Origin of the sequence: Natronoflexus pectinivorans (assembly GCF_004345615.1) — a bacterium.
GTDB classification, from domain to species: Bacteria; Bacteroidota; Bacteroidia; order Bacteroidales; family Marinilabiliaceae; genus Natronoflexus; species Natronoflexus pectinivorans.
In genome coordinates this window covers 299634-325539 of sequence record NZ_SLWK01000005.1, presented here as the reverse complement: position 1 = coordinate 325539, position 25906 = coordinate 299634, and the positions used below count along the sequence as shown (strand labels likewise).

Sequence of the window (25906 nt, the reverse complement as noted above, 5' to 3'; positions counted from 1 at the left end):
TAAAAAATTAATTCCTATTTTTGAAAAAAATGCAGACCTAAAAAGTGTCCGGATAAATCCGGAATGGGTGTCCGAATAAAACAGAATGTGCAGCATGAAGAAATTATCATTTATTGTGGCGTTGGCGGATATACCAGTACTGGATATTTTGTAATACATTCGCTACTTGGATATAGAAATGTGAAATTTTACGATGGTTCGGCCCAAGCCTGGGTATTAGAACATGACATGGAATTGTAGATTCCAAATTCAATAAGAGATACAAAAGGAGCTGTCTGGAGTGACAGCTCTTTTTTATTTGAAATACATTGATTTCTGACGTTTGGTGCGATGATACTTAATCTTTTTGAAAACCGTTAATGAATCAGTTGGATCATACTGACCATTAGCCAGGCTGAAACTGACGAATGATATTGAATTTGCTATAGCAGAACTTTTAATCATTATAATTTTTGCGAGGGTTTAATTCGGTTCTCATTAGTTAAAAATGATACCGTATTCCTCTTTTATTATATCAGCCACTGTTAAGAAAATAAAAACCTGCATTGAGTGGGATTGCGAAGCTTACCCAAAGAAAATATGGAATGTTGATGTATGCAGCCAATGGATTAACTTTGTAAAATGCAAAAAACATCACTATGATGCTCAACCATAGTAAAATTATTTCAATCAAAGCCAATCCCGGCATTTTAAAGTAGAAAAACAGAAAACTCCAGGCAAGATTCAGCAGCAACTGAATAAAAAAGACGAGAATTGCCAAGTTTCGCTCCCTGGTGGCATCCTGCTTCCAAACCATGAAAAAGGAGATTCCCATCAGAATGTAGATGGTGGTCCAAACCGGCCCAAAAATCCAGTTGGGAGGACTAAACCACGGACGGTTCAGTGAGGCATACCATTCGGGAACAGCCTGCGCCGTGAACATGCCTGCTATGGCTCCCACACTCAATGGCAGGGCGATGGAAATCAAAAGCTTTAAAAGGAGGTGTTTTTTCATGAGGTTTAACTTTAAGACTCTGATGTCATCATACGATTTCATCAGAATTTATGTCGTTATTCTGAATGGTGAATAACAATATGTAAGATAGATTTTAATAACAAAAATATCAAAGGGTTTTTATCTGTTTAGTTTCAAATCATTTGTCCGATTTTAATTTACTATATATTTCCAAATCGGTATAAATATTATCGCTAAGAAGTTCTCCTTGCCTTTCAATACCTTCAAACGGCTATTACGATCAGGCTCATCTGGTCAACGATTTTAAATCATTGACGGGATTGACTCCGGGAAATTTTTTTGCAGGTTGCGATGCGCCTGTTTCCGACTTTTTTGGATAGTTGCAGATCTCTATCATTCAGAAAAACTTACGGTTTAAGAGTTTAATGGCTTCAAATGTATTCATGCATCCGGTTTTGTCAAGAATATTTTTGCGATGGTTGTTTATTGTGTTTCTGCTAACATTTAATAGTTCAGCAATTTGCTTGCTGATGTATCCTTGAGCAATTAATTTTAAGATCTCTTTTTCTCTGGGGGTTAAGGCAGGTTTTAATTTGAATAAATCTGGATTACCAATAGTTTCGACGATCTCTCCACTGGATATGCTTACTATTACCGCTCCGGATGAAGATTTTATATCTTCATTTGTTGATAAATCAGATATGCTTAATGTTAACCATGGATTTCCTAATTGATCGGTTTTTAACACGATCATTTGTTCAGCTATCCTCACATATTCATTGGTAGGGATCCTTAGTCTGAAATCAGTTACTAATTTATAATCCTGATATGATTCAGCATCCATTTTTGAAAGAAATTCAAAAAAGGATAATGGCCCTTGAATATTTACTTCTCCATCTTCAGGGTGTAAAGCATCGAAAAAGAAATCGAAGTTTAACGGGTTATAGTGGCTATACCCCAGTATATCAAAATATCGCGGAGAAACGTACAGGAATTCCAATTTGTAGAGATCAAGTAAATATATTGGCCTGTTTTCCAAAAGGTCTATTGATTTTGCAAATGGAATAAATTGTCTAATCTCTGAATAATCAGGTTTGCTTATCCTTGATTGAATTGATCGGATGGTGTTGTAAAACTCTTCCGGATATTGTAACCTGTCCTCCATGGTTATAAATAACTATTGTTTGAGATGTCTGTCAATGTGATCTTTGGATCTGCAATTTAAAACTAATTAAAAGAAATGGAACACGTATTTTATGAGTTATTTAGCAATTTGCCTCGACAAGGACCGGGAGATACAGCAACCAGCCTGCAAATTCTAGATTTGGTCCGAACAAAAAGAAGGTTAATTAACAGGATTCTGGATGTTGGTTGTGGCACCGGTTCAATTACCCTTGAATTGGCAAAAAGGACAGATGCTTACACTGTTGCGGTTGATAGCCATCAACCTTTTCTTGATGAACTGAATAATGGTGCCAAAGAACTGGGGATAGCGGATAAGTTGCAATGCGTAAATGCCGATATGAATGCTCTTCCTTTTAAAAAGGGAGAGTTTGACTTGATATGGTCGGAAGGGGCAATTTATATTATGGGGCTTGAAAATGGATTGAAAAAATGGAGAGAATTTCTCAAACCTCACGGAATATTAGTAGTAAGTGAACTTTGTTGGTTTGAGACAAATCCTCCAAATGAAGTGTTTGATTTTTGGAAGTCAGAATATCCCGGAATGATGACTTTGGAGCATGCCGCTGATACAATTCAAAATTTGGGCTACAAATTGATTTACTCTTCGAAACTTAAAAACGAGGGATGGACAATCAACTATTATGACCATTTACTGAAAAACATAAGCCAGTTACGCAGAAAATATGCAGATAATTATCAGGCGCTTGATATTGTTAATGGTTTTCAAATTGAGATGGAGATGTATGATAAATATCAAAACTATTATGGTTATGTTTTTTGGGTAATTGAAAGGATCTGATATTTTTAGTTTAAACAGAAATATTTAGAAACTATTATTCTGCATGTTTTGAATGGTGGCAAACTGAATCCAGAGTAAGTTGGTTTCAGTTTGCCATCTCTTCTTATAATTCTCTTAATATGATGTTTTAGAAAGATGTTGTAAAACCTTATTCTTTGGGATCTGGTTCCAAATCAGGAAAATGAGATTAGAAAAGTCTCTCCTTTGCACATTAGAAGCCTTGGTCTTTCTGTGGTCTCCCCATATTCCAAACAACCACTGATGAGGTTTTTATGAGGTGGTTATTGTCTCTTCACGAGTTTTTTATGCAGTCTGTTATTTAATAATTATTAACAGAATCAGATACTTTTAGAAAGTGAAATTCTAAATCAGATTTTTCAAACATGCTTGATCTTTTGAAAGAACTCGTCAGATAATCATACTTACTTCGACTGGGCTCAGTACATGGCCTGTGTGAGAATGTTTTATCATGGCACGTTACATATAACCACAATATACTATTATGACAGCAGAGAAGAACAAAAAAGTTGAGATGGAGGTAGTGGATCAGAACAGTGAGCGCTATTTCAAAATTAGTAACCATAATGCCATGCGCCACTTTTTCATGAGCATTGTAAGCGATTCCAACCATTGGATGTACATCTCCAGCAATGGAGGTTTGTCAGCCGGAAGAAAAAACCCTGAATACGCACTTTTCCCATACTATACTGATGATAAAATAACAGAATCGGCTGATACGACCGGGAGTAAAACCATCTTTCAGGTTGAAATTGATGGGGATAAGCAGATTTGGGAACCCTTTTCTGAAAGATTTACCAATAAATACAACATCAGCAGAAATCTATATAAAAGCATTTACGGAAACAAAATTATTTTTGAAGAGATAAATCATGATATTGGTTTAACTTTCAGATATCAATGGAGTTCATCCAAACGATTTGGATTCGTAAGGAGATCAGAAATCATCAACAACTCTTCAAAACCATGCCGGATTAACGTTCTGGATGGCATACAGAATGTTATGCCATACGGAGTTCCAAGCGACTTGCAGCGCTCCACCAGCAATCTTGTGGACGCCTACAAAAGAAGCGAACTGGAGAGAGAATCGGGTATAGGAATTTTTGCACTTAGTGCCATCATCGTGGACAGGGCCGAACCCAGCGAGGCTCTGAAGGCGAATATCGTCTGGTCAATTGGACTTGAAGAGGTTATACACCTTCTCTCATCTGCACAACTCGACAAATTCAGAAATTTCGGAAAAATAAGCGGAGAGAGTGACATTAAGGGAGAAAGAGGTGCCTATTTTATCTCTTCAGAGTTTTTGCTTTCAGCGAACTCATCTAAGGAATGGGTGATTGTTGCTGAAGTGAACCAAAACCATTCTCAGGTAGTAAAACTAAAAGAGACCATCAAATCTGATACAGATTTGATGCAACAGATTCTTGTCGATGTTGAATCAGGAACTCAAAACCTCATTAAATTGGTTGCAAGTGCCGACGGACTTCAAAACACAGGCGATAAACTTAAGGATACCCGTCATTTTTCGAATGTGATGTTTAACATCATGCGGGGAGGAATATTTGACAACAACTATGAGATTAAAAAATCGGATTTTGTAAACTATCTCAGCAAAGCAAACAAAAAATCAGTTGCAGAAAATCAGGATTTTATTCAAAATCTTGCAAAAACGTTTACTCATACTGAGTTGAAAGAATCACTGGAAACTATCAACGATGTTGATTTAATAAGACTTTCAATTGAGTATTTACCGTTAAAATTCAGTCGCAGACACGGAGACCCAAGCCGCCCGTGGAACTATTTCACCATCAACATACAGGACGAAACAGATGGTTCAGAGATACTGGATTATGAAGGTAACTGGAGAGATATTTTCCAAAACTGGGAAGCGTTGGCGCATTCTTATCCGGAGTTTATTGAGGGAATGATTTTCAAATTCCTGAACGCTTCTACTTTTGATGGATATAATCCATACAGAGTGACCAAAGGCGGGTTTGACTGGGAAACCATTGAGCCGGACAATCCATGGTCATACATCGGTTATTGGGGTGATCATCAGATCATTTATCTTCAAAAATTCTTCGAATTTATTGAAAAATACCACCCGGGGAAAATTCACTCCCTGTTTGACAGGGAGTGGTTTGTGTACGCCGCTGTTCCATACGTCATAAAGCCTCATTCCCAAATAATGAAGAACCCTAAAGATACCATTGAGTTTGACCATAAATGGGATCAGGCGATTCGCGAGCAGAGAAATAAAATTGGTGCAGATGGTGCTCTTCTCACAACCAAAAACAGAGATGTTTACCATGTAAATTTCATCGAAAAGATTTTAGCAACCGTATTGGCTAAAGTCTCCAATTTCATTCCGGAAACCGGAATATGGCTCAATACGCAAAGGCCTGAGTGGAACGATGCCAACAACGCGCTGGTGGGTAATGGTGTTTCCATGGTTACACTTTATTACTTACACCGATTTTTGAAATTTTTCCTGAAAACATTGGAGGGATCAAAATTTAATGAGGTTGAAATCTCTGCAGAGTTGGCAGAATCCTTCAAAACCATCTGTGAAACACTTGACAAATACAGCCATTTGCTTTCCGGAAAAATCAATGATCAGGGGAGAAAAGAGATATTGGACAGTTTGGGAACCGCGGCTTCAACTTACAGAGAAACCATTTATCAAAAAGGTTTCTCAGGCAAGAAAGTTTCAGTATCTCTTCAAAATCTGAAACGCTTTACCAAAGTTACCCTTGATTATTTGCAGCATTCCATCCGCGCCAATCAAAGAGAGGATAAACTATATCATGCATACAATTTGATGACAGCAACTGAATCAGGAGTTTCATGTTCATATTTAAGTGAAATGCTCGAAGGACAGGTCGCTGTTTTGAGTGCAGGGTATTTAAACCCGGCAGAGGCGGTTGAATTGCTGGACTCATTAAAAAGCAGCGCTTTGTTCCGCAAAGATCAGTATAGCTATATTCTATATCCGAACAAGAACTTACCCGGATTTTTGCAGAAAAACACCATCCCAGCCACTGATGCGGCCTCATCTGAATTGATTAAAGAACTGGTAAAAAAAGGCAATAAAGCGATTGTTGAACAGGATGTGATGGGAGAGATACACTTCAATGGAAACTTTAAAAATGCCGATGATGTAAAAGCAGCTCTTGAATCGTTGAATGACGATGGCCTTAAAGACCTTGCAGTTAAGGAGGGACAGCTGATTCTTGAGATGTTTGAAAAGGTTTTTAACCATAAAGCTTTCACAGGACGTTCAGGAACTTTCTATGGTTATGAAGGACTTGGATCCATTTATTGGCATATGGTTTCCAAATTACATCTGGCTGTGCAGGAGAGCTGTTTGCAAGCCATTAAAGAAATGGCTGATGAGAAAGTAATCGGAAGACTGATGGATCACTATTACGAAATTGGTGCAGGTATTGGTGTACATAAATCTCCTGAACTGTATGGTGCATTCCCCACCGATCCATATTCACATACTCCCAAACACCGGGGTGCTCAGCAGCCGGGAATGACAGGTCAAGTGAAGGAGGATGTTTTGGTTAGATTCTCAGAAATAGGGGTTTTAGTCGATGATGGACAGTTGCAATTCAATCCAGTTTTGCTGGTCAAAGATGAGTTTTTATCTGAAGAAAGCACCTTTACATACCTCACCGTTACCGGTGAGGAAAGGCAAATTCAACTGAAAGAGAGAGAACTGGCCTTTACATACTGCTCAGTTCCGGTGGTGTATTCTCAATCCGGAAATAGCAACATCGTGATTCATTATTCCAACGGAGCAAAGGAGGAGGTTAAAGGCAACATCTTAAGCCGCTCAATCAGTAGTCTCATTTTTAAGAGAACAGGCAAAATTGAACGTCTGGAAGTTTCTTTTTAATAGAGAACCACATCCAATATCCATGAATCAAAAAATATATTCAAGATGAGAATACTTTTTAAACTATTATTGGCACTTAAAGCTGTAGCAATGATTATATCTTGTTCACCGGCTGAGAAGTCCACGGGAAAAACAGCTGCGGACATACTGGGGAATCCCGATTACCAGGCCATTTCTTATGGAGGTTACAGAGAAATATCCAGAGAGATTCAACCAACCATTCCGCAACTCAAAGAGGATATGAAGATTCTCTCTGCTATGGGAATCAAACTTCTCAGAACCTATAACGTGCACTACGATGAAGCAGCAAATTTGCTCGAAGCAATCAGGCAAATGAAAGATGAAGATCCCGAATTTGAAATGTACGTGATGCTGGGTGCATGGATCGACTGCAAAAATGCATGGACTGATCTTCCAGATCGCATTCGTAATGAAGAGAGCGAACGAAATGCCGTTGAAATAGCACGTGCGGTTGAATTAACACAACAATATCCGGACATCGTGTTGATTATTGCGGTGGGTAACGAGGCCATGGTTCATTGGGCCTGGGATTACTATGTGGAGCCTGCCATTATCATCAATTGGGTGAATTATTTGCAGGACTTAAAGCAGAAAGGCGAACTGCCGGAAACACTCTGGATTACCAGTTCAGACGATTTTTCATCATGGGGAGGCGGCGGAAGCGAATACCATGTGGAAGATTTGACCAAATTGATGAAAGCCGTGGATTTTATCTCCATGCATACCTATCCGATGCATTACACCCATTATCAGCCACATTTCTGGGGAGTTCGGGATGATGAACTTCATTTGTCGGATATAGAAAAAATCGACGCCGCCATGTTGCGAGCCAAAAATGAGGCCATTGATAAATATAAAAGCGTGGTAAGCTACATGCAAAGTTTGGGGATTGATAAACCGGTTCATATCGGTGAAACCGGATGGGCCACTGTATCTAACGAATTTTACGGGGCCGGTGGAGCCCGGGCCATTGATGAATATAAATCGGCTCTCTATTATTGGCACATCAGGGAATGGACAAACAGGGAGGGGATCACCTGCTTCTATTTTGAAGCATTTGACGAAATGTGGAAAGATGCCAATAATCCGCTGGGTTCGGAGAATCATTTTGGGCTGATTAACCTGCAAGCGCAAGCCAAATACGCTATTTGGGATTTGGTTGATGAAGGCATATTTGATGGCCTCACAAGGGATGGATTGCCCATCACCAAAACATACAACGGAGATAAGGAGGCGATGATGAAAGATGTTTTAGTTCCGCCAACCGATCAGGAAATTCGTGAACGAATTTCAGGTAATTGAATTTTCAACTACCTGAGAATCTAAGGAATAGAAATCATTTAAATTGATTTTCCAAGAAATTGAATCCTTTCAAAATAGTGTTTAATTAAAAATATTTGATATGTCATCAGCACAAACATTCTCGAGAGACAAATTACCCCTTGGGCAAAAGGTTGCCTTTGGAACCGGAAACCTGGTAGTGAATCTCCTTCCCGGAGCACTTGGTGTTTTCTCATTCTTTCTTCTTACGGCCTTTGGAATTGATCCTTTTTTGGCCGGGTTGTTAGGTGGCTTGCCCCGACTTCTGGATGCCATTACCGATCCCATCATGGGATACATCACCGACAACACCAAATCACGATTTGGCCGCAGAAGACCCTATATCTTCGTAGGAGCCATTCTCAGTGGGGTGCTGTTTGCTCTGCTTTGGCAACTCAATCCGGATAATACAGAGATGTACAACTTTTGGTATTTTCTGATTTTATCCCTCATTTTCATCATCGCCAACACCATTTTTGCCACACCTTACATCGGTCTGGGTTACGAAATGACATCGGACTACAACGAACGTACCCGCCTGATGGCATTTGCTCAAACCATTGGTCAGGTAGCCTGGATGATTGTTCCCTGGTTTTGGGTGCTGATTGCTAATCCCAACTTGTTTGAAACGCAGGCTGTAGGGGTTCGCAACCTTTCAATCATAGTGGGCGGGATATGTATTGTACTAGGTATAATCCCCGCTATTTTCTGTAAGGAAATAAAGCAGGAGAGCATCACGAACCGTGACGACATTACCTTTAAAAACATCGTTAAAAACTTCAAGGGTCTGATAAGAAGCATGGTGCTTATCTTTAAAAACCTCTCCTTTTTAAGGTTATGTGGTGCCACATTCCTGGTATTTAACGGGTTCCAATTGGTGGCTTCATTCAGTTACTTCATCATCGTTTTCTATATGTTTCAGGGAAATTACGGAGATGCAGGATCGTGGCCGGCATGGTTCTCCACCGTGAGTGCTCTGTGTACCGCATTTTTAATCATCCCCATCATTACATGGATGTCGAATCGATGGGGAAAGCGAAATGCCTTTATTGTAGCCACCTTCATCTCAATAATCGGATATGCTTTAAAATGGTGGGGATTTAATCCGGATAACCCCTGGTTGATTTTTATGCCCATCCCATTTATGGTTTTTGGTATTGGAGGATTATTTACGCTGATGATGAGTATGACAGCCGATGTTTGCGATCTTGATGAATACAAAAACGGGATGCCCCGAAAAGAAGGCACCTTTGGTGCCATCTATTGGTGGATGGTGAAACTTGGACAGGCTCTGGCTCTGGTTTTGGGTGGTCTTGTGTTGAAACTGGTTGGTTTTGATGCAGGTGCCGAAATACAAGCTCCTGAAACGTTAACAAATCTGCGGCTTGCAGACATTCTCATCCCGGCAATAACTGCAGGTTTAGCAATTTTGGTCATGTGGAAGTATGATCTAACTGAAGAAAAAGCGGGAGAAATTAAAGATGCACTTGTGAAACGAAGAGGTGAATTGTAATAATCGATAAAATATTCTGAACATATAGACAACGTGCTTATTCCGTTGGACGGAATAAGCACGTTTTGTTTATGACCATACTCGTATCGTTATTAAAATCTTAAGATAAATCCCACTCCTCCTTCCGAAATGGCGAGTTTTAACTCCTTCTTATCCCAAAAAGAGCTGGTTTGTAAACCACTGTTATAGGTTTCGATGGCCTCTATGGTTTTTCTGTTAGTACTTTGAGTAATTGGTATCGAAACAACAATTAAACCGGCACCGATTCCGGCCATTGCCCAGTTTGGCTCTCCCCCTCCTAAGGCTGCACCAATGGGCCATCCTACCATAAAACCGCCAACTGCACCCACAATGGTTGCCAAATTGTGTGACGATTGAGCAGATTTGATTTGCTGATACGCGAGTTCATTTGTTTCCATGGCATTGACAAGTTGATGCATGGTTAGTCTCTTTTCACCCTGGATGAACTGATATCCTCCAAAAATCCTTTTTACCGTGATGGAATCAGTTACAGAAAACTGCCCAAAAGTCGAACTGAAACTGACGATGAATAGTGAAATAATAATGATTGATCTTTTCATAATTATAGTTTTAAGTTAGAGTTATTAATTTAAGAGCAAAATGCTATCTTTTTTTACTTTTTCAGCCTCTGTTAAGAAAATAAAACCCGGCATTAAGTGCAATCGCAAAACTTACCCATAAAAAATATGGGATGTTGAGGTATGCTGCCATCGGTTTAACCTTGTAGAAGGCAAAAAACATTAATATGATGCTGACCCACAATAGAATAATTTCAATTAAGGCCAATCCCGGCATTTTAAAGTAGAAGAACAGAAAGCTCCATGCGAAATTGAGCAACAGCTGAATCAAGAAGACGATAATTGCCAAATTCCGCTCCCTGGAGGCATCCTGCTTCCAAACCAGGAAAAAGGAAATTCCCATGAGAAGATAGAGCGTGGTCCATACCGGACCAAATATCCAGTTGGGAGGACTAAACCATGGCCTGTTTAATGATGCATACCACTCGGGCACCGCCTGTGCCGTGAACATGCCTGCGATGGCTCCCACACCCAATGGCAGAGCGATGGATACCAGAAGTTTTAAAAGGAGGAATTTTTTCATAATGGAGGGGTGTTTATTTTAGCTTGGGTTTTATGGTGTTTTCTGGAGTGGTCATGGGTTTCCTTATCATGCAATACTGCTGAATTGGGGTTTTAGGTGATGATATGGTTTTAACCAGCTTGAACCCAAAATGCTCATAGAGTCCTACGTTTGAAGGATTGTGTGTTTCAAGCACCATGGGGATCTGCTCACGGTCAGAATATTCAATGGCTGGTGTTATAAGCCTACGGAAAGCACCGGTTCCTCTAAGACTCTCATCAATACTTATGATTTTCATTCTGTAGTGACGACCTTTAACAAATTCCTGCGGCCATTTAAAATCCAGAACTTTAACCAACACTTTCATGTTTTTGATCAGCTTCACCAGTTCTTTGAGGTTTACAGAGGTAAAAGTAGCTACGATGGTTTTGATATTTGTCCATGCGTCCCGAATTTTACTGTTGTTAATGGTGTCGTAGGCCACCATAATGGCACGTGGATCATTATCCAGCAGATACAATGCATCAATATTTGATGCATGTTTAATCGCAATCCTGGCATTAGCCCGCATCAGTTTTTCTTTTTTGGATATCCCTTCCATTTGTGCCTTGTTCATTGGATCTTCCAGGAAACTGTTTGCTAAGTATCCGGCCATGGCATCTAATGTTTCTGGTACGATTGATGACATCATTCAACTTGTATTAATTCTGCATAAGTGATTCTATGAACGTTTTACGTTAAAAGGTTACTGAATGCTTTTCAGATTGTTCTAAATATAGTGTTAAGTTCTAATAATTAGTATGTTTAATAACGAATTATGACTAGTTTATAATTAAATTTTGCACTTTCCTCAAAGCATACATGTAGCTTAGAGTCTAATTCTGCTTTTTTTGCAGAGATTGAACAGCAATGTTTCGCAAATATGATTAGAAATGCATTGTGTAACTCTTTCCTATTGTAAAGCACTGAGGCTGATGCAAAATGAATAACCTGATTATCCTTACCGAGTCCGTAATTAATTAAGTTTTGTGGGTGACATTAGTTATTGATTTTTTCCTGTATTTCCTTAAAGGAGAATCCGTCTTTATGAATCCATTCTGTGAATCCATTAGAGTTTCTCCCTAGAATCATATTTGAAGCAGCACTCGGACTGCTAAAAATTGCATCTTCTGCAAAAATTAGTTTGTCTCCACTTTCAATCATTATCTTAGTTTCTAAAAGCTTCCTTCTCATATTTCGGTATGTATCTGTACATGAATTTGATAATGATTTTTTTGCTTCGCTTCCTTTTGAAACTATATATCCTTGATCAGTTTCTGTCATAGTTGCATCAAAAGATCTTGTTTTAATAAAATAAGTTTCACGCACTTCAATTTTCGTGTCAGCTTCTGCAAAGTCCTTTTGAGTGACTGTTGAAGAAATAAGAAAATTAAATCCCATAACAGGAAGGATGAGTTTGATCTGTTCAAGGAAGTATTCCATATCAGAAATATCTGCTTCATGGAGAGTCGGCAAATTAGGTGAATTACCGTTGTCAATTTGAGCTGTTTTTGCTTCAATTGCAAGCTGTATAAGTCTTGATTCTAAATATTTAATCTGTGTCTTTGTTAAAAGCTCATCTTTACTTACGAAGAATATCAGTTCTTTAAAGTCTTTATTGGGATCGCTAAGATGTTGTTTTAGTCTTGATCTAATGTTTTCAGCTTCGCCAATATAAATTTTCTCGTCAAATGCTTCGTCAGTTGGGTCACCTTTCAAACAGTATATACCTGGGTTTTCGAATTCTGGTCTGTGAATAATTTTATTAACAGAGGCTCTTGGGCTATAAATAGCTTTTCCAACCCAATTTCCTATTTCACTAAGTCTCGGACCATAAGCTGTTCCGTCAATCATGTAAACAGTCAGTTTTTTACCCATATTATTTATCTTGTAGGATGTTCCTTTATCATACCTAATTAGTGCCAACTAGTTTATAAACACATCACCGATATATCCCAATTATTTATGTTATCAGCAACGAATAAATATATACAAAAACCATAAATACAGAAAGATATTTTGACCAACAAGCTTTTAAATTCAATATAATCGAACCGAAAGATGATCTTTTTCCGGAGTTTTTTAGAATCGCAAAGTACAATTTAAAATTTCCCTGGAGAATCCGTTACTTTTCTGTTTAGTCGTAGGCGCCTCAATGAAAATTGAGGATAATGGTCGTATGTATTGTTGACTCCGTCTTTAGGAAATCCCTGTGGTTAACTAACCTTAGGATATTTGAAAATGCTATAATGCAGCATCAGCATCGATATTTCCCTGATTTTCTATAATCGCTTTTATAATTGATATTTCTCTTGGCTCTTCTATATGAAAATTTTGGTGTCTATATTCTAACTCTAGTTTCCGGCCAAAATGATACTTATTCTTAAGCTCCAATACAAAAAAAGTAGTCCATGGATTCTTGAAATCATTATAACCTGCGATTGCTGAATTTACTGATATGACTTCTTTAACCGGTATGGTAATCTCCTTCCAATTGTATTTTAAAATAATGGTGTCATTCTTTAAATACCCATTTTGAATATTATTTTTATAAATATAGAGGGCTGCCATAACGATAATTGCCGGATAGAAGACAAGCAGGCTGTTAACATCTTGAAGAATAAAAGAGAAAGTGATTATTAGGAAATTAATACCTATGACTCTAATTATTGTCCATTTTCTATTTGTGATGGGTAATTTCAAGTCTCTTTTTTTGTTTCTGAATTAATGCAATCATAGATTGCAGGTGTTCAGTATTATATGATTTCAGGGACGTTCTACTTTTTACTTTCCTTTTTGCTGTTGCGAAGTGCTGTGGATCACCCAATGCCTATTGAGTTTAACTCGTAATTAGTAAAAAAGTAATCCCGATTCTCGGGAGAGGACAAAACATAAAATATTATGGCTGTTAACTTTTTCAACAAATCCTGAATATAAGCTTTTAAGAATTGTATATGCAATATAAAACCATTTGAGCAATTTGAAAAATTTCTGTCATCTAATTAGCAATTTGTCATTTGTCTGCACATACCATCAAATGGGTTATGTTCCGAAGATTTTAAAACAATCAGAAAAATAGGAGTCGACCACCAAAAGATCTATACCTCCAAGGTGTTAAATAAAACCCTTTAAGGCATTTGCCTTAAAGGGTGTGTCTTGTAGCCCCAACAGGACTCGAACCTGTATCTGAAGTTTAGGAAACTTCCGTTCTATCCCTTGAACTATGGAGCCATTAATTTGAATGCAAAAATAGAAAAATTATCTTACTCTTAAACACAAAATACTGCACTTATTGCCAATTAACTAAAAATCATACAAATTAGAAGATTCAACAAAAAAACTTAGTTGGTTCTATTAAACCGTGTAATCATTTTCTTTGCATCATAACACCAAAAACAATGTGCGACTCTCGATTACCAGCATTTTTTGTTTAAAAAAACGCAAGTTTTGTATACTATTCAGATATATGTTTAAAAAATATATGCCAATTGGTTATTAATTTATCATAAAAATGCTATTTTTGTTTTGAACTATTTACTAAACTCAAAAACATGTCAACTTACGCTACAGCATTTATTAGAGTTGAATACTCAAAAGAAAAGGAGTGCCTCTATTCAACCTGGCTTGAATCTACCGAAAATGCAACATGGGAGGATATTCGCTCCGCATTTGTGGATGTTTTTCTGGAAGCAGTGAAAAAGCACCAACCTCGATTTCTTCTTAACAACGAGCAAGACATGAATCGTCCATATACACCGGAAGAACAGGTCTGGATTGATGAGAATTCTGCTCCTGTAGTTCTTAACTCGTCTGTTGAGAAAATAGCTGTAATAATCAGTAAAGATGGTTTTGTTGAGCTTGCTTCCGAATCAATGATGGAAGAAGAAACTTCCAAAAGCCTGAATTTTAAATTCTTCGACAATGTAAGCAGCGCTGAGGAGTGGCTTTTTAATTAAAAACCTATCGCTAAACCCACACCACAATTATGATCTCTTTATTAGTCTTTTTCAGCATTTTTTTAGGCATAGTCATACCAGGGCTGTTTTATGGGATAAAATATTTATATAAAGGAACTTTTCTTCATAAAACAGCTTTGGTTTTGTTGGCATATACGGGAGCTATATCTGTAATTTTTTATTTAGCTGGAAGATTGAGCCTATGGCATTTGATTTGGGTTGTTCCTATTATGGCTTTTTTGTTACATAAAGGAGTTCAACTATTTAACAAGCAGTTGTCAGATTTATTGACCGGACTTTCTGAACAAATTAAACTGGTTGCCAAAGGTAATCTAACCATAAAACATGAACCCCGACAGGGAAAGAATCACGATGAGCTTACAGATGTATATAAATCATTAAATCTGCTGGTAAGCAATCAGAGTAATGTCATTAAAAAGTTAAAAAGAGAGCTGGAGAACACAAAAAAACTAAATGAAGAAGTTGTCCAGAGATCAAATGATATATTTGAAAGAGTTACAGACCAGGCTGGGACTCTGGAGGAGGTATCATCATCCATTGAGGAAATATTATCCAACATTGAACAAAATGCTGAAAATTCGAAGCAAACTGAAACCATCACTAAAAAATCGGTAGATAATATATCAGTAATTAATAAGGCCGTGGACGGGGCAATAGGCTCTGTTCGTCAAGTCATTGAAAAGGTATCCGTAATCAATGAATTTGCAATGAAAACGAACCTTCTGGCATTGAACGCTGCCGTTGAAGCGGCACGTGCAGGCGAACATGGCCGAGGCTTTGCAGTTGTGGCATCAGAGGTGAAGAAACTTGCTGATAACAGCAAATCAACGGCAATTGAAATCAACATAATGACAAATCAAAGTTTAAAAACTTTTGAAAGATCTGTAAAGTTATTAGGAATGATTGTGCCTGAGATACAAAAAACAGCTTCATACGTGCAGGAGATTGCTGCTGCAACAGAAGAACAAAAAACAGGAACTGACCAAATTAACACTGCTGTTAACCAATTAAATATTTTCACACAGGAAAATGCTGCTGCTGTTGAAGATCTTAATAATTACTCCTCTTTGTTAGATAAGTCTTTCTCTGCATTGGGAAAAACAATTAATCTATACAAACTTTAGGAGAAGGATTAGGAAATTTAGAATTGCTAAAACGTTTCCGTGTACATGAGCAAAATATTTTTATCGGATTTGCACTTCGAAGAGATCATTAAGCTAATTAAAACTCACAATCTGGAAAGTCGGCTAATAGCGCTATCCAAAATATCAACAGGTCTTGCAAAATTAAACCTGATCCATGGATTTTTCTGTTTCTCATGAAAAAACAGACTATATGGAACTGCTGCCACTCCGGTATGATGCAACATCTTTTCAATAAATTCACGGTCTCTATCTTCCGATATCATTTCATAACTAAAAAGCTGAAAGTAGGTTCCTTGAGTGGGAATCGGAATCAAACGGGTGTTGTTGATAATCTTCCCGTTAAAATAGTCACGCTTAGCCTGATAATAGTTTCCTACTTGTTTGTACACATCCGGATTTTCAATAATCTCAGCCAAAGCCATTTGAAACGGGGCAAAATGTCCACTGTGAAGTACCTGAAGAATTTGACGTACTTTCTTCATCATTTTAGCTGGTGCAGCGCAATAACCAACCGGCCAGGAAGCTCGACAGGTCTCACTCAGCGAACTAACCAAAATGCTTCGTTCTACTAATTGCGGATACAGCGCCACACTTTGATGGGAAGTTCCGTCAAAAACAATATGTTCATACCTTTCATCGCTTAAAACAATAATCCGGGTACCATTTATCACTTTTTGTAATCTTAACATATCCAGCTCATTAAACACCATGCCTGTTGGATTGTGTGGCGAATTGATGATGATCATTTTTGTTTTTGCTGTTACCATGCGTGTTACTGCCTCCCAATCCACATGGAAATCAGGTTCTTTAAGCGAGATATAAACAGGGCGGGCTCCACATAGCAAAATAATGGGAAGATAGTTCTCGTTAGCTGGTTCGAATAAAATCACTTCATCACCCTCTTCCAGAAAAGCACTCATGGAGGCGAAAAGAGCTTGGTTGGCTCCGGTCGTAATAGAAATCTCATCTCCTGCGCAATAACCATGCCCGTATAACAGAGCTGTTTTTCGGGCAATGGCATCCCTAAGCGACATCAAGCCATTTGCCGGAGCAAAAGGACGAAGAATATCCTGTTCAGGAAGATTCTTAAAATACGTTGCTAGTTCAACCGGCATGTTTTCCATAGAATTGCCGGCAGCCAGATCAATTGCCCCTGAAGTCAAGGCCGTTTCACTAACTTGAGAGACATACTCAGGATCCAATGATAAGAATTTTGGTTGTATCATGCTGGTTTAATATTTATCATAAAACGACTTTACTCTACTATCAAATATAGTGAATACATATGAATTAAATACCGCTTGAAACCTCCATAAATCCTGAATATTTAGCTGTAAACAGCCAAATAGCATTCATTGGTCAAATATTTGGATACATTCTTCAAATTATGGTTAAACCAAGCTAGAAAAAAGCTCTTTTAGTACATCAAGAGACCTGATCTTGCCTATTTCCTGATGATGAAACTCCTGAGTTCCGCACTGGGACACCCAAATTAAAACCCGAATAATTTTGCGAGTTGATTTTGCTCTTCACTTAGTAGCAAAGTCTCCTTGTATGTGTAATTCAATCGCATATATTGATTTAGCTATTTCAATGGCATGTTCGCAACTAATTTTTGTTTTTTTGAGTTTTAACTGTCGCTCAAGCTCTTTATAAACTTTATAGACTACAAAATTGATGGTAATGTGAGCTTCTATTCTCTTCTGTAATCGATGATAAATTGGTCGGATCTTCAAGTCGTGTTTTGAAACTCGAAATGCCTTTTCAATTTTCCAAAGTTGGCCGTAATTACTGATAATATCATGTTTTGATAGTGTTGTATTGGTCAGATATCCCTTCAATCCATCCCATGCTGCATCTTCAGCAAATTTTTTATGGTCAATTGTAATATTGATCTCTCCTTCTAGTTTTAGATATTTATTGTAACCCCGATTGTTAATTGAAGACTTAATCATTTTACCTGTTTTGACAGATAATATTGCACAATTGGTTAAGAAACAATATAACCATAATCACTTAAAAGTTTTTAAAAAAACGTTGCGTCGAAAAATTTCGGAAGACTCCTTTATTTAATTTTATTTGTCACAACAAGAATCACATAAACAACACTAATAATCAACATAACCAAAGGTGTAAAAATCCAAACAGGATGAAGTTCTAAATAAATGCGCCCTATAGTAACAAGCAACAATACAGTTGGGATAATATAGAAGCTCTTTTTGAAATTTTTAACTGAACCTCTTTTAGAAAAGTATGCGATGTTTGTTCCAAATATTGTTCCCATAAAAATTATTGAAGGAACCAAGAGATTATTATTAAAAAATATAGCAAATAGAAGCAACAAAAGAGCTAATGTGTTATAATAGCCAACCCAAAACAAAACTACTAATACGGTCGCTCCTTAAACCCATAATTTCATGTTTGTTTTTCATATACTCTAATAATTTGTGTTTTATTGATTCCCGAGGCCTCGGGAATCGTTTCATATTTCTGAACATTTATATCATTAGTAATCTGCAATTTTAGGGTAAATTCAGCATGGATGTATCATTCTAATTTGACTTCTCACTAAAAAAAGGCTATGGCTAAAAAATGCAAGCTACCCAAAATGATTGCAGCACCAAAAATCACACTATTATACGGCAATAGTTCTGCAAAATGATTTACGATGCCAAGTATAAATAGTACTTGTACTAATACCAGAGTCTTATTTTGTACAGAAAGAAATCTTGATTTCATCGTTGCATTTGGCTCCTTACTAAAAAAGATACTGAATATTATATCTATACAATTCAAAAACAGTGCAGCACCAAAAATCACAAGATTATAGGGGAATAGTTCTGCAAAGTGATTTACGATACCAAGTAAAATTAGCATATATACTAATACGATGGTCTTATTGTTTTTTATTACAGAATAAAACTTTGTTTTCATAGTTATGATACTTATTTAGGGTTTGCTGAAAAAGTCAACAGACCAAATTAATATTTCTTTTGTCCTCAAGCCGGACGGGCTCTTACTTTTTTTACTCATATTGTGTTTTCCTTTTAAGGTATTGCGTGATCCGCATCGCTCCGCAACAGCAAAAAAAAGTAAGCAAAAAATGCCGCCGCTGCTGAAAAATTGCCTAAATAACAATCTGGTAGTCTAAAATCTGCGAACTCGCTACGCTTCAAACAACGCATATTTTAACGCCTGCTATATTAAAAAGGCTTGCACTTTAATGATTGAAAACAAGGATAGATTGCACATTATCAATTCTGTAAAAGTTTTTCAGCAACCCCTATGATAGGAGTCCTCTATTTCTTGAAAAATTTGGTTGGACAAACAACTGATAAGATATTGTAAGCCGGTTTTATTATTCCTTTTTCATTTTAATCAGTCTAAAGTGGCCATTGAAATTTGCATCCTCATCTGAAAGTATTGTTAGTCCTGAATTATTTGCAATTGTTTCAAAATCACGTGTAATATCAGAAAAAAGAAAGTTTGTAAATACGTTTACGAATCTGCGAAAAGCAGACACTTTTTTACCCTTACGAACAAACTTATCAAAAACAGCAATTTGTCCACCGTGTTTTAAAACTCGCTCTGATTCAGTAATGCATGCAATAGGGCCAGGAATTACAGCAAGAACCAAATGTAGAATTATCTTATCAAACGAATTGTCAGCAAAATCAAGAACTTGTCCATCCATGATGATTGCCTGAACTTGACGATTTAATCTTTGATTGCGTTTTTTGATTCTTTCAACCATGGAAGGCGTAATATCCGTTGCGATAATCTCACAGTCCTTGGGCAGGAACTCCAAATCTAACCCCGTCCCAGCTCCTATAATCAGTACTTTATCACCTGCTTTAATATCTAAAGAGTCAACCGATTTCTTTCTTGAATTCTTTATATACCCGGCTATTAAATCATATACAGGCGTATAAAGGGTATATCTAATCTTGTTCCAAGTGTTGGTGTTGACATTCATAGTTTAAACTCAATTAAACAGTTAAATATATCCCAAAAACCTTAAATCGATATAAGCAATTTGTCCAACAATCCATTTTATTCAATAAACTAGAACCGTAAGGTGATATTTCTCGTGAATCGTTCAGAATCACACAAAACAGCTACTTCACCCGACATGACCTACATGTTCCGCTCAATTACATCATTTTTACTTTCTTCATCCTGAAGTTAATCAATTCCCTCTTCTTTGATTTCTTTAATTGCTGTTTTTCAATAATAAAGCCTTTGCATTCAAAGAAACGTTTTGCCGTTATGCTTACGTCGGAATATATGAAGTCATTACTTTGTTCAATTGATTTTTTCTCAATCTCATGCAAAAGAGCACTTGCAACCCCTTGACCTTGATAATCTTTGTGTACATACATAAAATCCAAATAGCCATCTTCTGCCAATGAACTGAAACCTACAATTTGATTGTTTATCTCAGCCAAAATGAAGTATTGTTCTTGAATTTTTTCTAACCATTTGTCCGTATCCCATTTCCATGACGACCAATCGTCAATATCTTCTTTGGCATAATCCTTGGCGTTGATGTATTGAATCGTATCAAAAAAAAGTTGCGTTATCTGTCCAACATCGCGTTCTAATGCTTCTCTTATGGTAATGTCATTCATCAGCATGCTGTTTTACTTCTGCATTTACGTTTTAAGAAGAGTATTTCGCAGTCATCCCTGATTCAGGGGAATCGTAAATTTAAAGTCGCTTCCTATTCCAGCTTTGCTTTCTACCCAGATTTTGCCCCCGTGTCTTTCTACAAACTCTTTGCAAATTAACAGACCAAAACCACTTCCTTTTTCGTTTTCCGTTCCTTCGGTTGATAATATTTGCGAAATACCAAAGAGTATATTGATTATCTCAGGCTCCATTCCAATTCCGTTGTCGGAAACAGTTACTGTTGCATTTGTATGATCTGCTTCTGCTCGAATATCAATCCTTCCGTTTCTGTTCGTAAATTTTATCGAATTTGAAACGAGATTTCTTAAAATTGAAATTAACATGTTTTTATCGGCAAATATCAATAAGTCATCTGCCAAGTCGTGATTTATGGTTATGTTTTTTGCGTTGGCAATCTCTTTCATGTTTTCAATAACATTGGTACATATTGCCCCGAAGTTTAATTTTTGAGGTTCAAAAGATGTTTTGCCGGAATTTGCACGTATCCACATCAAAGTATCTTCCAGAATCTTAAAGGTGTTTTGCGCAATTTCATATATTAAATTGATGTTGTTCCTAGTTGTTTCAATATCATATTCATGAACATTAGTCTTCAGCACTTCCAGAAACCCCAGCAAGCCATTAAAGGGACTTCTTAAGTCATGTGCCAGAATGGTTATAAACAGATCTTTGTCCGCATTTAAGTTCTCAAGTTGAGAATTTTTATCCTTGAGCAATTGGGTTTTAATATTTACAGCTCGCTTTAGGCTCCATGACCAGAATATAAGAATGACAAAACCCAGAATAAACGGAATTGAAAAATATGCGATGTAACGCATAATTTTACTGACAGGAGCTTCACCACGTTTATGAAAATTCCAATTTTTCCGCAATTCATCACTTATGCCCGTGGTTTTAACGTAGTATATACCATCATTAAGAATGGAAAGTAGTTCAGAATTCCCCTTTTTAACTGCAAACCTGTACAAACTTGGGATTATGGGTGGTCCAACAGCTTCTACATTTCTTATCTTTTCTGAAATCATCGTTTCAACTCCGATTGAGTAAGGTACTATCACTGCATCTTGCTCTCCTTGAGACAGAAGAGAAATTGCCAATGGCAAGGAGTTTATAAACGTCGTATTTTCATTAAAGCCCATTGGCTTCAAGAATTTTTCTATCGATGCATCACCCTTTAAAGATATAATGCTTTTATCTGCCAGATCACTGATCTCGTCAATGTCAGAATTTTTACGAGCAAATATTGCATAAAACTCTTCAGTGAGAGGAATGGTAAAGTCGTATATTTTATTACGATTTTCAGTGAAAAGTATAGAAACAAGCATATCTACTTCACCCATTTCTAATGATTTCAAGGCCTCATCCCAATTGGTCAACTTAAATTCAATATCGAAATTGTTCTTCTCTGCAATGGCCTTAACAATATCAATGTCGAACCCTCTTGCTTCGCCTTTTTCATCAAGATATGAAAAAGGCTTATAGTCGAAATCACCTCCAACTATAACTTTTCTTCGGTTATTATATTCCTCTCCCAATGCATTGCCATTAAAGACAGTACATAATAAAAAGGTAATTATAATTAATGGTAAATACTTTACATTGTTGATCATATTAACATGTTGGGTACTTGTATAAACGCATTGTTTTGTTATGATTTCGAATTTATTATAATGACATGATATAACAATTTCTTATATTTAAACTTAACGTTTAAATATACCCAAAATCATTCAAAATCAGAAGTCATTTTGACCAACAATCCCATTTATTCAACGAAAGCGAGCTTTTATCAAAATAATTTTGAGGATCAATCATTTTCCTGTTGAAGCAGAATTGAAAATTACTATCCCGAAAGTATTTGGGATAGAGAGATAATTTGGATTTATGGATAAATGTTTTTATGCGGATTTATGAGCAATGTGGAGAATTGCTTCTGTTTTTTTGGCAATCAATTCCGCAAACACAATAATCTATCAAAACCGTTTGTTTAATCTTATAAATTTGTATCGTTCAATGCCAAATCAATTTGCGCCAGTAAATCTGATTTATCTCTTGATAAAGTGCCGGAAAGAACCAGATTGTTGGAAACATGGTTGCTTCTGTAAATGACGCGCTCAGCATCAATGTCTTCAATCATCCACCTCAACTCCCTGATGATTTCAGGTACTGTTTGCAACTCGAAATCGCCTCCGAACCGATTGTGATAATGGGGTTCACCCATCGGAAAAGAGAGTGTTAAGGTGGATAAGAATTTTGGATTGGTGAGATTGATTAATTCTGCCGATTTTTTGGCATGCTGATGGCTGTAATTTCTTCCGCCAAGTCCATTGAGAATCATGACAGAGGTGTCGATGCCAGCCGAATGCGCTTTTAGCAAAGCTTCGCTGGTGGAGGCAAATGTTTCTCCTTTGTTGATGAGCGATAAAAGCTCATCATCGCCTGTTTCGGCACCCACGTATAGAAGTTTTAACCCATGGCTGCGAAGCGTTTCCAGTTGAGTAGGCGTTTTATCCAGAATATCTTTAGGCGAAGCGTAAGCAGATACTCTTTGCAATCTTCCAAATGCAGTGTTAATCTCTTGCAGTATGGGCAGCAGTTTTTCGTATGACAACACAAAAGCGTTGCCATCACCCAAAAACACTTTTTTTGCAATACCCCTGTAGTGATTGGCAAGTATGTTGATCTCCTTCTTGAGCACATCCGGTGGTTTTACCTGAAACTTTTTTGAAGTATACATTTCGCAAAAGGAACACCGATTCCATGAACACCCAATGGTGGCCTGCAAAATGGCAGAACGAGCTTCGCCGGGGGGACGAAAGAGCGGTTCATTATATTTAAGCGGTTGAGAGAAAAAACCGGGAAAGATCATTTTTTCTTAATCAATATATCTTTTCACTATATTTCCGAAAGCATCTATGCGTCGATCACGGAAAAATGGCCAAATCCGGCGAACTGCCTCCGAGCGAGCCAAATCAACATCCACAATGAGGTTCTCTTCATTGTTGCTACTTCCCTGTACCAAAATTTCTCCCTGTGGGCCGGCTACAAAACTGCTTCCCCAAAACTGAATGCCATTGGTCACACCCGATGGATCGGCCTCAAAACCGACGCGGTTCACTGAAATTACAGGTAAGCCGTTGGCAACGGCATGTCCTCGCTGAGAAATAATCCAGGCCTCGCGTTGGCGCATTTTTTCTGCTTCTTCATCGGTACTTTCCCATCCTATAGCAGTTGGATAAATAAGTAGGTTCGCACCACGCATGGCCATTAACCGAGCCGCCTCGGGATACCATTGATCCCAGCAAACCAACACGCCCAGTTTCCCCACAGAAGTAGAGATGGGTTCAAACCCCAAATCGCCTGGAGTGAAATAGAATTTTTCGTAGTATGCCGGGTCGTCCGGAATGTGCATTTTTCGATATTTTCCAGCGATGCTTCCATCCTTTTCCAGTACCACCGCAGTATTATGATAGAGACCCGGCGCACGTTTTTCAAACAAAGATGTAACAATGACCACTCCCAATTCTGCGGCTAGTTTTCCAAACCGCTCGGTGGATGGTCCGGGAATTGATTCTGCCAGGTCAAACACATCGGTATTCTCGGTCTGACAGAAATAGAGACTGTTGTGTAACTCCTGAAGCACAATTAACTGCACCCCTTTTGCTGCCAATTGCCTGATGTTTTCTTCCAACTTTTTTATGTTGGCCTGTATGTTTTCTCCATTGGATTGCTGAATCAATCCTGTCTTTATTACCTGCATTTTATCCGATTATACGTTCAATTTCTGATTTAATGACTGCCCATCGCTCTTCGTCCATTTTGGGACCTATGACTTCAATCACACTGGCCGATAAAAGAGCGCCAAGTTGCCCGCATTTTTCCAGCGGAAGCGATTTTATAAGCCCATATAAGAATCCAGCAGCATACAAATCGCCGGCTCCGGTTGTATCAATCGGTTTGGCCTGTACCACACCCACTTTAACCACCGTATCAAAATGTTTAATAAGGGATCCTTCAGATCCTTTCTTCAAGATGGTGATTTCGGCCATCTTGCCCATATAGTCGAGTGCTTCATGGTTGTTTAATCCTCCTGTAAAAGAACGAGCCTCTTCTTCGTTGGCAAACAATATGTCCACATGATCGGAAACAACCTCTCTTAAAAAGGCAAGGTTATCTTCCACAACGTTAAAACTGGCCAAATCAAGCGAAACTTTCAGCCCGTTTTTTCGTGCTTTAACCAATGCCTTGCGAATCAGATCACGGTTTTGTACCAGATAGCCTTCCACGTGGAAATATGCATATCCCTGAAAAATATCCGTTGGGATATCGGCTGCACTCAACTCCACTGCTGCCCCGAGGTAGGTGGCAAAAGTACGTTCCGAATCAGGCGAAATCAGAGCAATGGCACGTCCAGAGTCACTGTCGCTCTCCAACAATAAAGGCGATATATTTTTAAATTCCATATCTTTTCTGAAGAAATCGCCCCAGCTATCCCTTCCGATTTTGCCGAGAAACCCAGTTTCAATTCCCAAATTTGCCAGTCCGTGAATGGTGTTGGCTGCCGAACCTCCCGAAGCTTTACTGCTTTTGCCATTCCCAAGTATCTGAAGCACTTTGTTGGCTGTCTCTCCATCTACTAACTGCATGCTGCCTTTTGGCAACGAAAGTTCATTTAACACAGCGTCACTCTCTAGCTGCATCAGTATGTCTACCAATGCATTGCCCATTCCTAATACTTTACCCATAATTTCTTTTAAGTAGATATCATAACAAACCAGTAACTGCAACTAATCTGATTGTTATTATTTTATATTTCAAATACTCTTTTTTAACGAGAAACTCTTTTGTTACATGATAAAGATATGAACTGTTCTCAAACCCTACAAAATCTTAACCAACAATATCTCAGAACTTTGCTCTGAATACAAGATGAACCGGCTAAAATATTTCTACAAAGATGGAATTTTTTTCCAAAATCTTTTGGAGAATTAAAGTAAAGCACATACTTTTGCAAAGCATTTGAAAAACGGAGGGCTTTTCAGCAACTGCGTTAAAGGTGTAAAGAATTCCTTAGATTAATTAGAACTTTGGAATCCGGTTTATAAAGATAAACCATGTAAGTATAAAAATTTAATGAAATGAATATTCCTCAGTAGCTCAGTTGGTTAGAGCGGTCCCGAGTGCTCGGGATTAATCCGTAGGAATCCGGTTTATAAAGATAAACCAAGCAAGTATAA

General features: G+C 37.7%; 22 protein-coding genes, 1 tRNA gene and 1 pseudogene. 7 read left to right on the top strand and 17 right to left on the bottom strand.

Annotated elements, in window-relative coordinates; genetic code table 11:
- Positions 1-63 precede the first annotated feature (63 nt).
- The gene (locus tag EV194_RS17215) at positions 64-240 is read left to right on the top strand and encodes a rhodanese-like domain-containing protein (protein WP_394346319.1); all 177 of its coding nucleotides are present in this window, start codon (positions 64-66) and stop codon (positions 238-240) included.
- Between the two features lie 274 nt (positions 241-514).
- On the opposite strand, the gene EV194_RS09290 is transcribed toward EV194_RS17215, so the two are convergent.
- Both EV194_RS09290 and EV194_RS09285 read right to left on the bottom strand, forming a co-directional pair.
- Positions 515-994, bottom strand: a complete 480-nt coding sequence (locus EV194_RS09290) for a TspO/MBR family protein (protein WP_132433758.1) — start codon at positions 992-994, stop codon at positions 515-517.
- A 358-nt stretch (positions 995-1352) separates the two neighbouring features.
- On the bottom strand, positions 1353-2120 hold the full coding sequence (locus EV194_RS09285) for a LuxR C-terminal-related transcriptional regulator (RefSeq protein WP_132433757.1): 768 nt from the start codon (positions 2118-2120) through the stop codon (positions 1353-1355).
- A 75-nt stretch (positions 2121-2195) separates the two neighbouring features.
- Between EV194_RS09285 and EV194_RS09280 the strand changes: the two genes are divergently transcribed.
- From EV194_RS09280 to EV194_RS09265, 4 genes are all read left to right on the top strand, one after another.
- On the top strand, positions 2196-2939 hold the full coding sequence (locus EV194_RS09280) for a class I SAM-dependent methyltransferase (protein ID WP_132433756.1): 744 nt from the start codon (positions 2196-2198) through the stop codon (positions 2937-2939).
- A gap of 502 nt (positions 2940-3441) precedes the next feature.
- A complete protein-coding gene (locus tag EV194_RS09275) occupies positions 3442-6861 on the top strand; it encodes a hypothetical protein (RefSeq protein ID WP_132433755.1) in 3420 nt (1139 codons plus the stop codon).
- A 45-nt stretch (positions 6862-6906) separates the two neighbouring features.
- Entirely contained in the window at positions 6907-8184 is a 1278-nt protein-coding gene (locus EV194_RS09270) for a glycosyl hydrolase family 17 protein (protein WP_132433754.1), read from the top strand.
- Positions 8185-8284: 100 nt separating this feature from the next.
- Positions 8285-9715: an MFS transporter gene (locus tag EV194_RS09265; RefSeq protein WP_132433753.1), complete on the top strand. Its 1431-nt coding sequence runs from the start codon at positions 8285-8287 to the stop codon at positions 9713-9715.
- Between the two features lie 92 nt (positions 9716-9807).
- Here the strand turns inward: EV194_RS09265 and EV194_RS09260 are convergent, their stop codons facing one another.
- From EV194_RS09260 to EV194_RS09235, 6 genes are all read right to left on the bottom strand, one after another.
- Entirely contained in the window at positions 9808-10296 is a 489-nt protein-coding gene (locus EV194_RS09260) for a hypothetical protein (protein ID WP_132433752.1), read from the bottom strand.
- A gap of 61 nt (positions 10297-10357) precedes the next feature.
- Positions 10358-10837 carry a TspO/MBR family protein gene (locus EV194_RS09255; protein ID WP_132433751.1) on the bottom strand — a complete coding sequence of 160 codons (480 nt, stop codon included), beginning with the start codon at positions 10835-10837 and terminating at the stop codon, positions 10358-10360.
- A gap of 13 nt (positions 10838-10850) precedes the next feature.
- Complete coding sequence (locus EV194_RS09250; RefSeq protein ID WP_132433750.1) at positions 10851-11507, bottom strand: GNAT family N-acetyltransferase; 657 nt, start codon at positions 11505-11507, stop codon at positions 10851-10853.
- 347 nt (positions 11508-11854) lie between these two features.
- Positions 11855-12733 (bottom strand): GIY-YIG nuclease family protein, encoded by an 879-nt coding sequence (locus tag EV194_RS09245; protein ID WP_132433749.1) that lies wholly within the window; start codon positions 12731-12733, stop codon positions 11855-11857.
- A gap of 366 nt (positions 12734-13099) precedes the next feature.
- Positions 13100-13558: a hypothetical protein gene (locus EV194_RS09240; RefSeq protein ID WP_132433748.1), complete on the bottom strand. Its 459-nt coding sequence runs from the start codon at positions 13556-13558 to the stop codon at positions 13100-13102.
- Between the two features lie 456 nt (positions 13559-14014).
- A tRNA-Arg gene (locus EV194_RS09235) sits at positions 14015-14086 on the bottom strand.
- 320 nt (positions 14087-14406) lie between these two features.
- On the opposite strand from EV194_RS09235, the gene EV194_RS09230 reads away from it, so the two are divergent.
- A complete protein-coding gene (locus EV194_RS09230) occupies positions 14407-14811 on the top strand; it encodes a hypothetical protein (RefSeq protein ID WP_132433747.1) in 405 nt (134 codons plus the stop codon).
- A gap of 29 nt (positions 14812-14840) precedes the next feature.
- A complete protein-coding gene (locus tag EV194_RS09225; RefSeq protein ID WP_132433746.1) occupies positions 14841-15956 on the top strand; it encodes a methyl-accepting chemotaxis protein in 1116 nt (371 codons plus the stop codon).
- A 104-nt stretch (positions 15957-16060) separates the two neighbouring features.
- Here the strand turns inward: EV194_RS09225 and EV194_RS09220 are convergent, their stop codons facing one another.
- From EV194_RS09220 to EV194_RS09180, 9 genes and pseudogenes are all read right to left on the bottom strand, one after another.
- Entirely contained in the window at positions 16061-17203 is a 1143-nt protein-coding gene (locus tag EV194_RS09220; RefSeq protein ID WP_132433745.1) for an aminotransferase class I/II-fold pyridoxal phosphate-dependent enzyme, read from the bottom strand.
- Positions 17204-17469: 266 nt separating this feature from the next.
- Positions 17470-17947: pseudogene (locus EV194_RS09215) on the bottom strand (IS1634 family transposase); the annotation flags it as partial.
- A 598-nt stretch (positions 17948-18545) separates the two neighbouring features.
- Complete coding sequence (locus EV194_RS09210) at positions 18546-18911, bottom strand: hypothetical protein (RefSeq protein WP_132433744.1); 366 nt, start codon at positions 18909-18911, stop codon at positions 18546-18548.
- Positions 18912-19335: 424 nt separating this feature from the next.
- Positions 19336-19953, bottom strand: coding sequence for a class I SAM-dependent methyltransferase (locus tag EV194_RS09205; RefSeq protein WP_132433743.1), 618 nt, complete (start codon positions 19951-19953; stop codon positions 19336-19338).
- Between the two features lie 178 nt (positions 19954-20131).
- A complete protein-coding gene (locus EV194_RS09200) occupies positions 20132-20608 on the bottom strand; it encodes a GNAT family N-acetyltransferase (protein ID WP_165921843.1) in 477 nt (158 codons plus the stop codon).
- Between the two features lie 51 nt (positions 20609-20659).
- On the bottom strand, positions 20660-22279 hold the full coding sequence (locus EV194_RS09195; RefSeq protein WP_132433741.1) for a transporter substrate-binding domain-containing protein: 1620 nt from the start codon (positions 22277-22279) through the stop codon (positions 20660-20662).
- 383 nt (positions 22280-22662) lie between these two features.
- On the bottom strand, positions 22663-23538 hold the full coding sequence (locus tag EV194_RS09190; protein WP_132433740.1) for a radical SAM protein: 876 nt from the start codon (positions 23536-23538) through the stop codon (positions 22663-22665).
- Between the two features lie 6 nt (positions 23539-23544).
- Positions 23545-24429: a carbon-nitrogen hydrolase gene (locus tag EV194_RS09185; RefSeq protein WP_207915979.1), complete on the bottom strand. Its 885-nt coding sequence runs from the start codon at positions 24427-24429 to the stop codon at positions 23545-23547.
- Between the two features lies 1 nt (position 24430).
- Positions 24431-25414: an adenosine kinase gene (locus tag EV194_RS09180; RefSeq protein WP_132433739.1), complete on the bottom strand. Its 984-nt coding sequence runs from the start codon at positions 25412-25414 to the stop codon at positions 24431-24433.
- Positions 25415-25906 lie beyond the last annotated feature (492 nt).

Excerpts from the sequence above, each read along its gene's own strand:
- EV194_RS17215 (WP_394346319.1), top strand. The coding sequence starts at position 64 with ATGGGTGTCCGAATAAAACAGAATGTGCAGCATGAAGAAATTATCATT.
- EV194_RS09290 (WP_132433758.1), bottom strand. The coding sequence starts at position 994 with ATGAAAAAACACCTCCTTTTAAAGCTTTTGATTTCCATCGCCCTGCCA.
- EV194_RS09285 (WP_132433757.1), bottom strand. The coding sequence starts at position 2,120 with ATGGAGGACAGGTTACAATATCCGGAAGAGTTTTACAACACCATCCGA.
- EV194_RS09280 (WP_132433756.1), top strand. The coding sequence starts at position 2,196 with ATGGAACACGTATTTTATGAGTTATTTAGCAATTTGCCTCGACAAGGA.
- EV194_RS09275 (WP_132433755.1), top strand. The coding sequence starts at position 3,442 with ATGACAGCAGAGAAGAACAAAAAAGTTGAGATGGAGGTAGTGGATCAG.
- EV194_RS09270 (WP_132433754.1), top strand. The coding sequence starts at position 6,907 with ATGAGAATACTTTTTAAACTATTATTGGCACTTAAAGCTGTAGCAATG.
- EV194_RS09265 (WP_132433753.1), top strand. The coding sequence starts at position 8,285 with ATGTCATCAGCACAAACATTCTCGAGAGACAAATTACCCCTTGGGCAA.
- EV194_RS09260 (WP_132433752.1), bottom strand. The coding sequence starts at position 10,296 with ATGAAAAGATCAATCATTATTATTTCACTATTCATCGTCAGTTTCAGT.
- EV194_RS09255 (WP_132433751.1), bottom strand. The coding sequence starts at position 10,837 with ATGAAAAAATTCCTCCTTTTAAAACTTCTGGTATCCATCGCTCTGCCA.
- EV194_RS09250 (WP_132433750.1), bottom strand. The coding sequence starts at position 11,507 with ATGATGTCATCAATCGTACCAGAAACATTAGATGCCATGGCCGGATAC.
- EV194_RS09245 (WP_132433749.1), bottom strand. The coding sequence starts at position 12,733 with ATGGGTAAAAAACTGACTGTTTACATGATTGACGGAACAGCTTATGGT.
- EV194_RS09230 (WP_132433747.1), top strand. The coding sequence starts at position 14,407 with ATGTCAACTTACGCTACAGCATTTATTAGAGTTGAATACTCAAAAGAA.
- EV194_RS09225 (WP_132433746.1), top strand. The coding sequence starts at position 14,841 with ATGATCTCTTTATTAGTCTTTTTCAGCATTTTTTTAGGCATAGTCATA.
- EV194_RS09220 (WP_132433745.1), bottom strand. The coding sequence starts at position 17,203 with ATGATACAACCAAAATTCTTATCATTGGATCCTGAGTATGTCTCTCAA.
- EV194_RS09210 (WP_132433744.1), bottom strand. The coding sequence starts at position 18,911 with ATGAAAACAAAGTTTTATTCTGTAATAAAAAACAATAAGACCATCGTA.
- EV194_RS09205 (WP_132433743.1), bottom strand. The coding sequence starts at position 19,953 with ATGAATGTCAACACCAACACTTGGAACAAGATTAGATATACCCTTTAT.
- EV194_RS09200 (WP_165921843.1), bottom strand. The coding sequence starts at position 20,608 with ATGAATGACATTACCATAAGAGAAGCATTAGAACGCGATGTTGGACAG.
- EV194_RS09195 (WP_132433741.1), bottom strand. The coding sequence starts at position 22,279 with ATGATCAACAATGTAAAGTATTTACCATTAATTATAATTACCTTTTTA.
- EV194_RS09190 (WP_132433740.1), bottom strand. The coding sequence starts at position 23,538 with ATGATCTTTCCCGGTTTTTTCTCTCAACCGCTTAAATATAATGAACCG.
- EV194_RS09185 (WP_207915979.1), bottom strand. The coding sequence starts at position 24,429 with ATGCAGGTAATAAAGACAGGATTGATTCAGCAATCCAATGGAGAAAAC.
- EV194_RS09180 (WP_132433739.1), bottom strand. The coding sequence starts at position 25,414 with ATGGGTAAAGTATTAGGAATGGGCAATGCATTGGTAGACATACTGATG.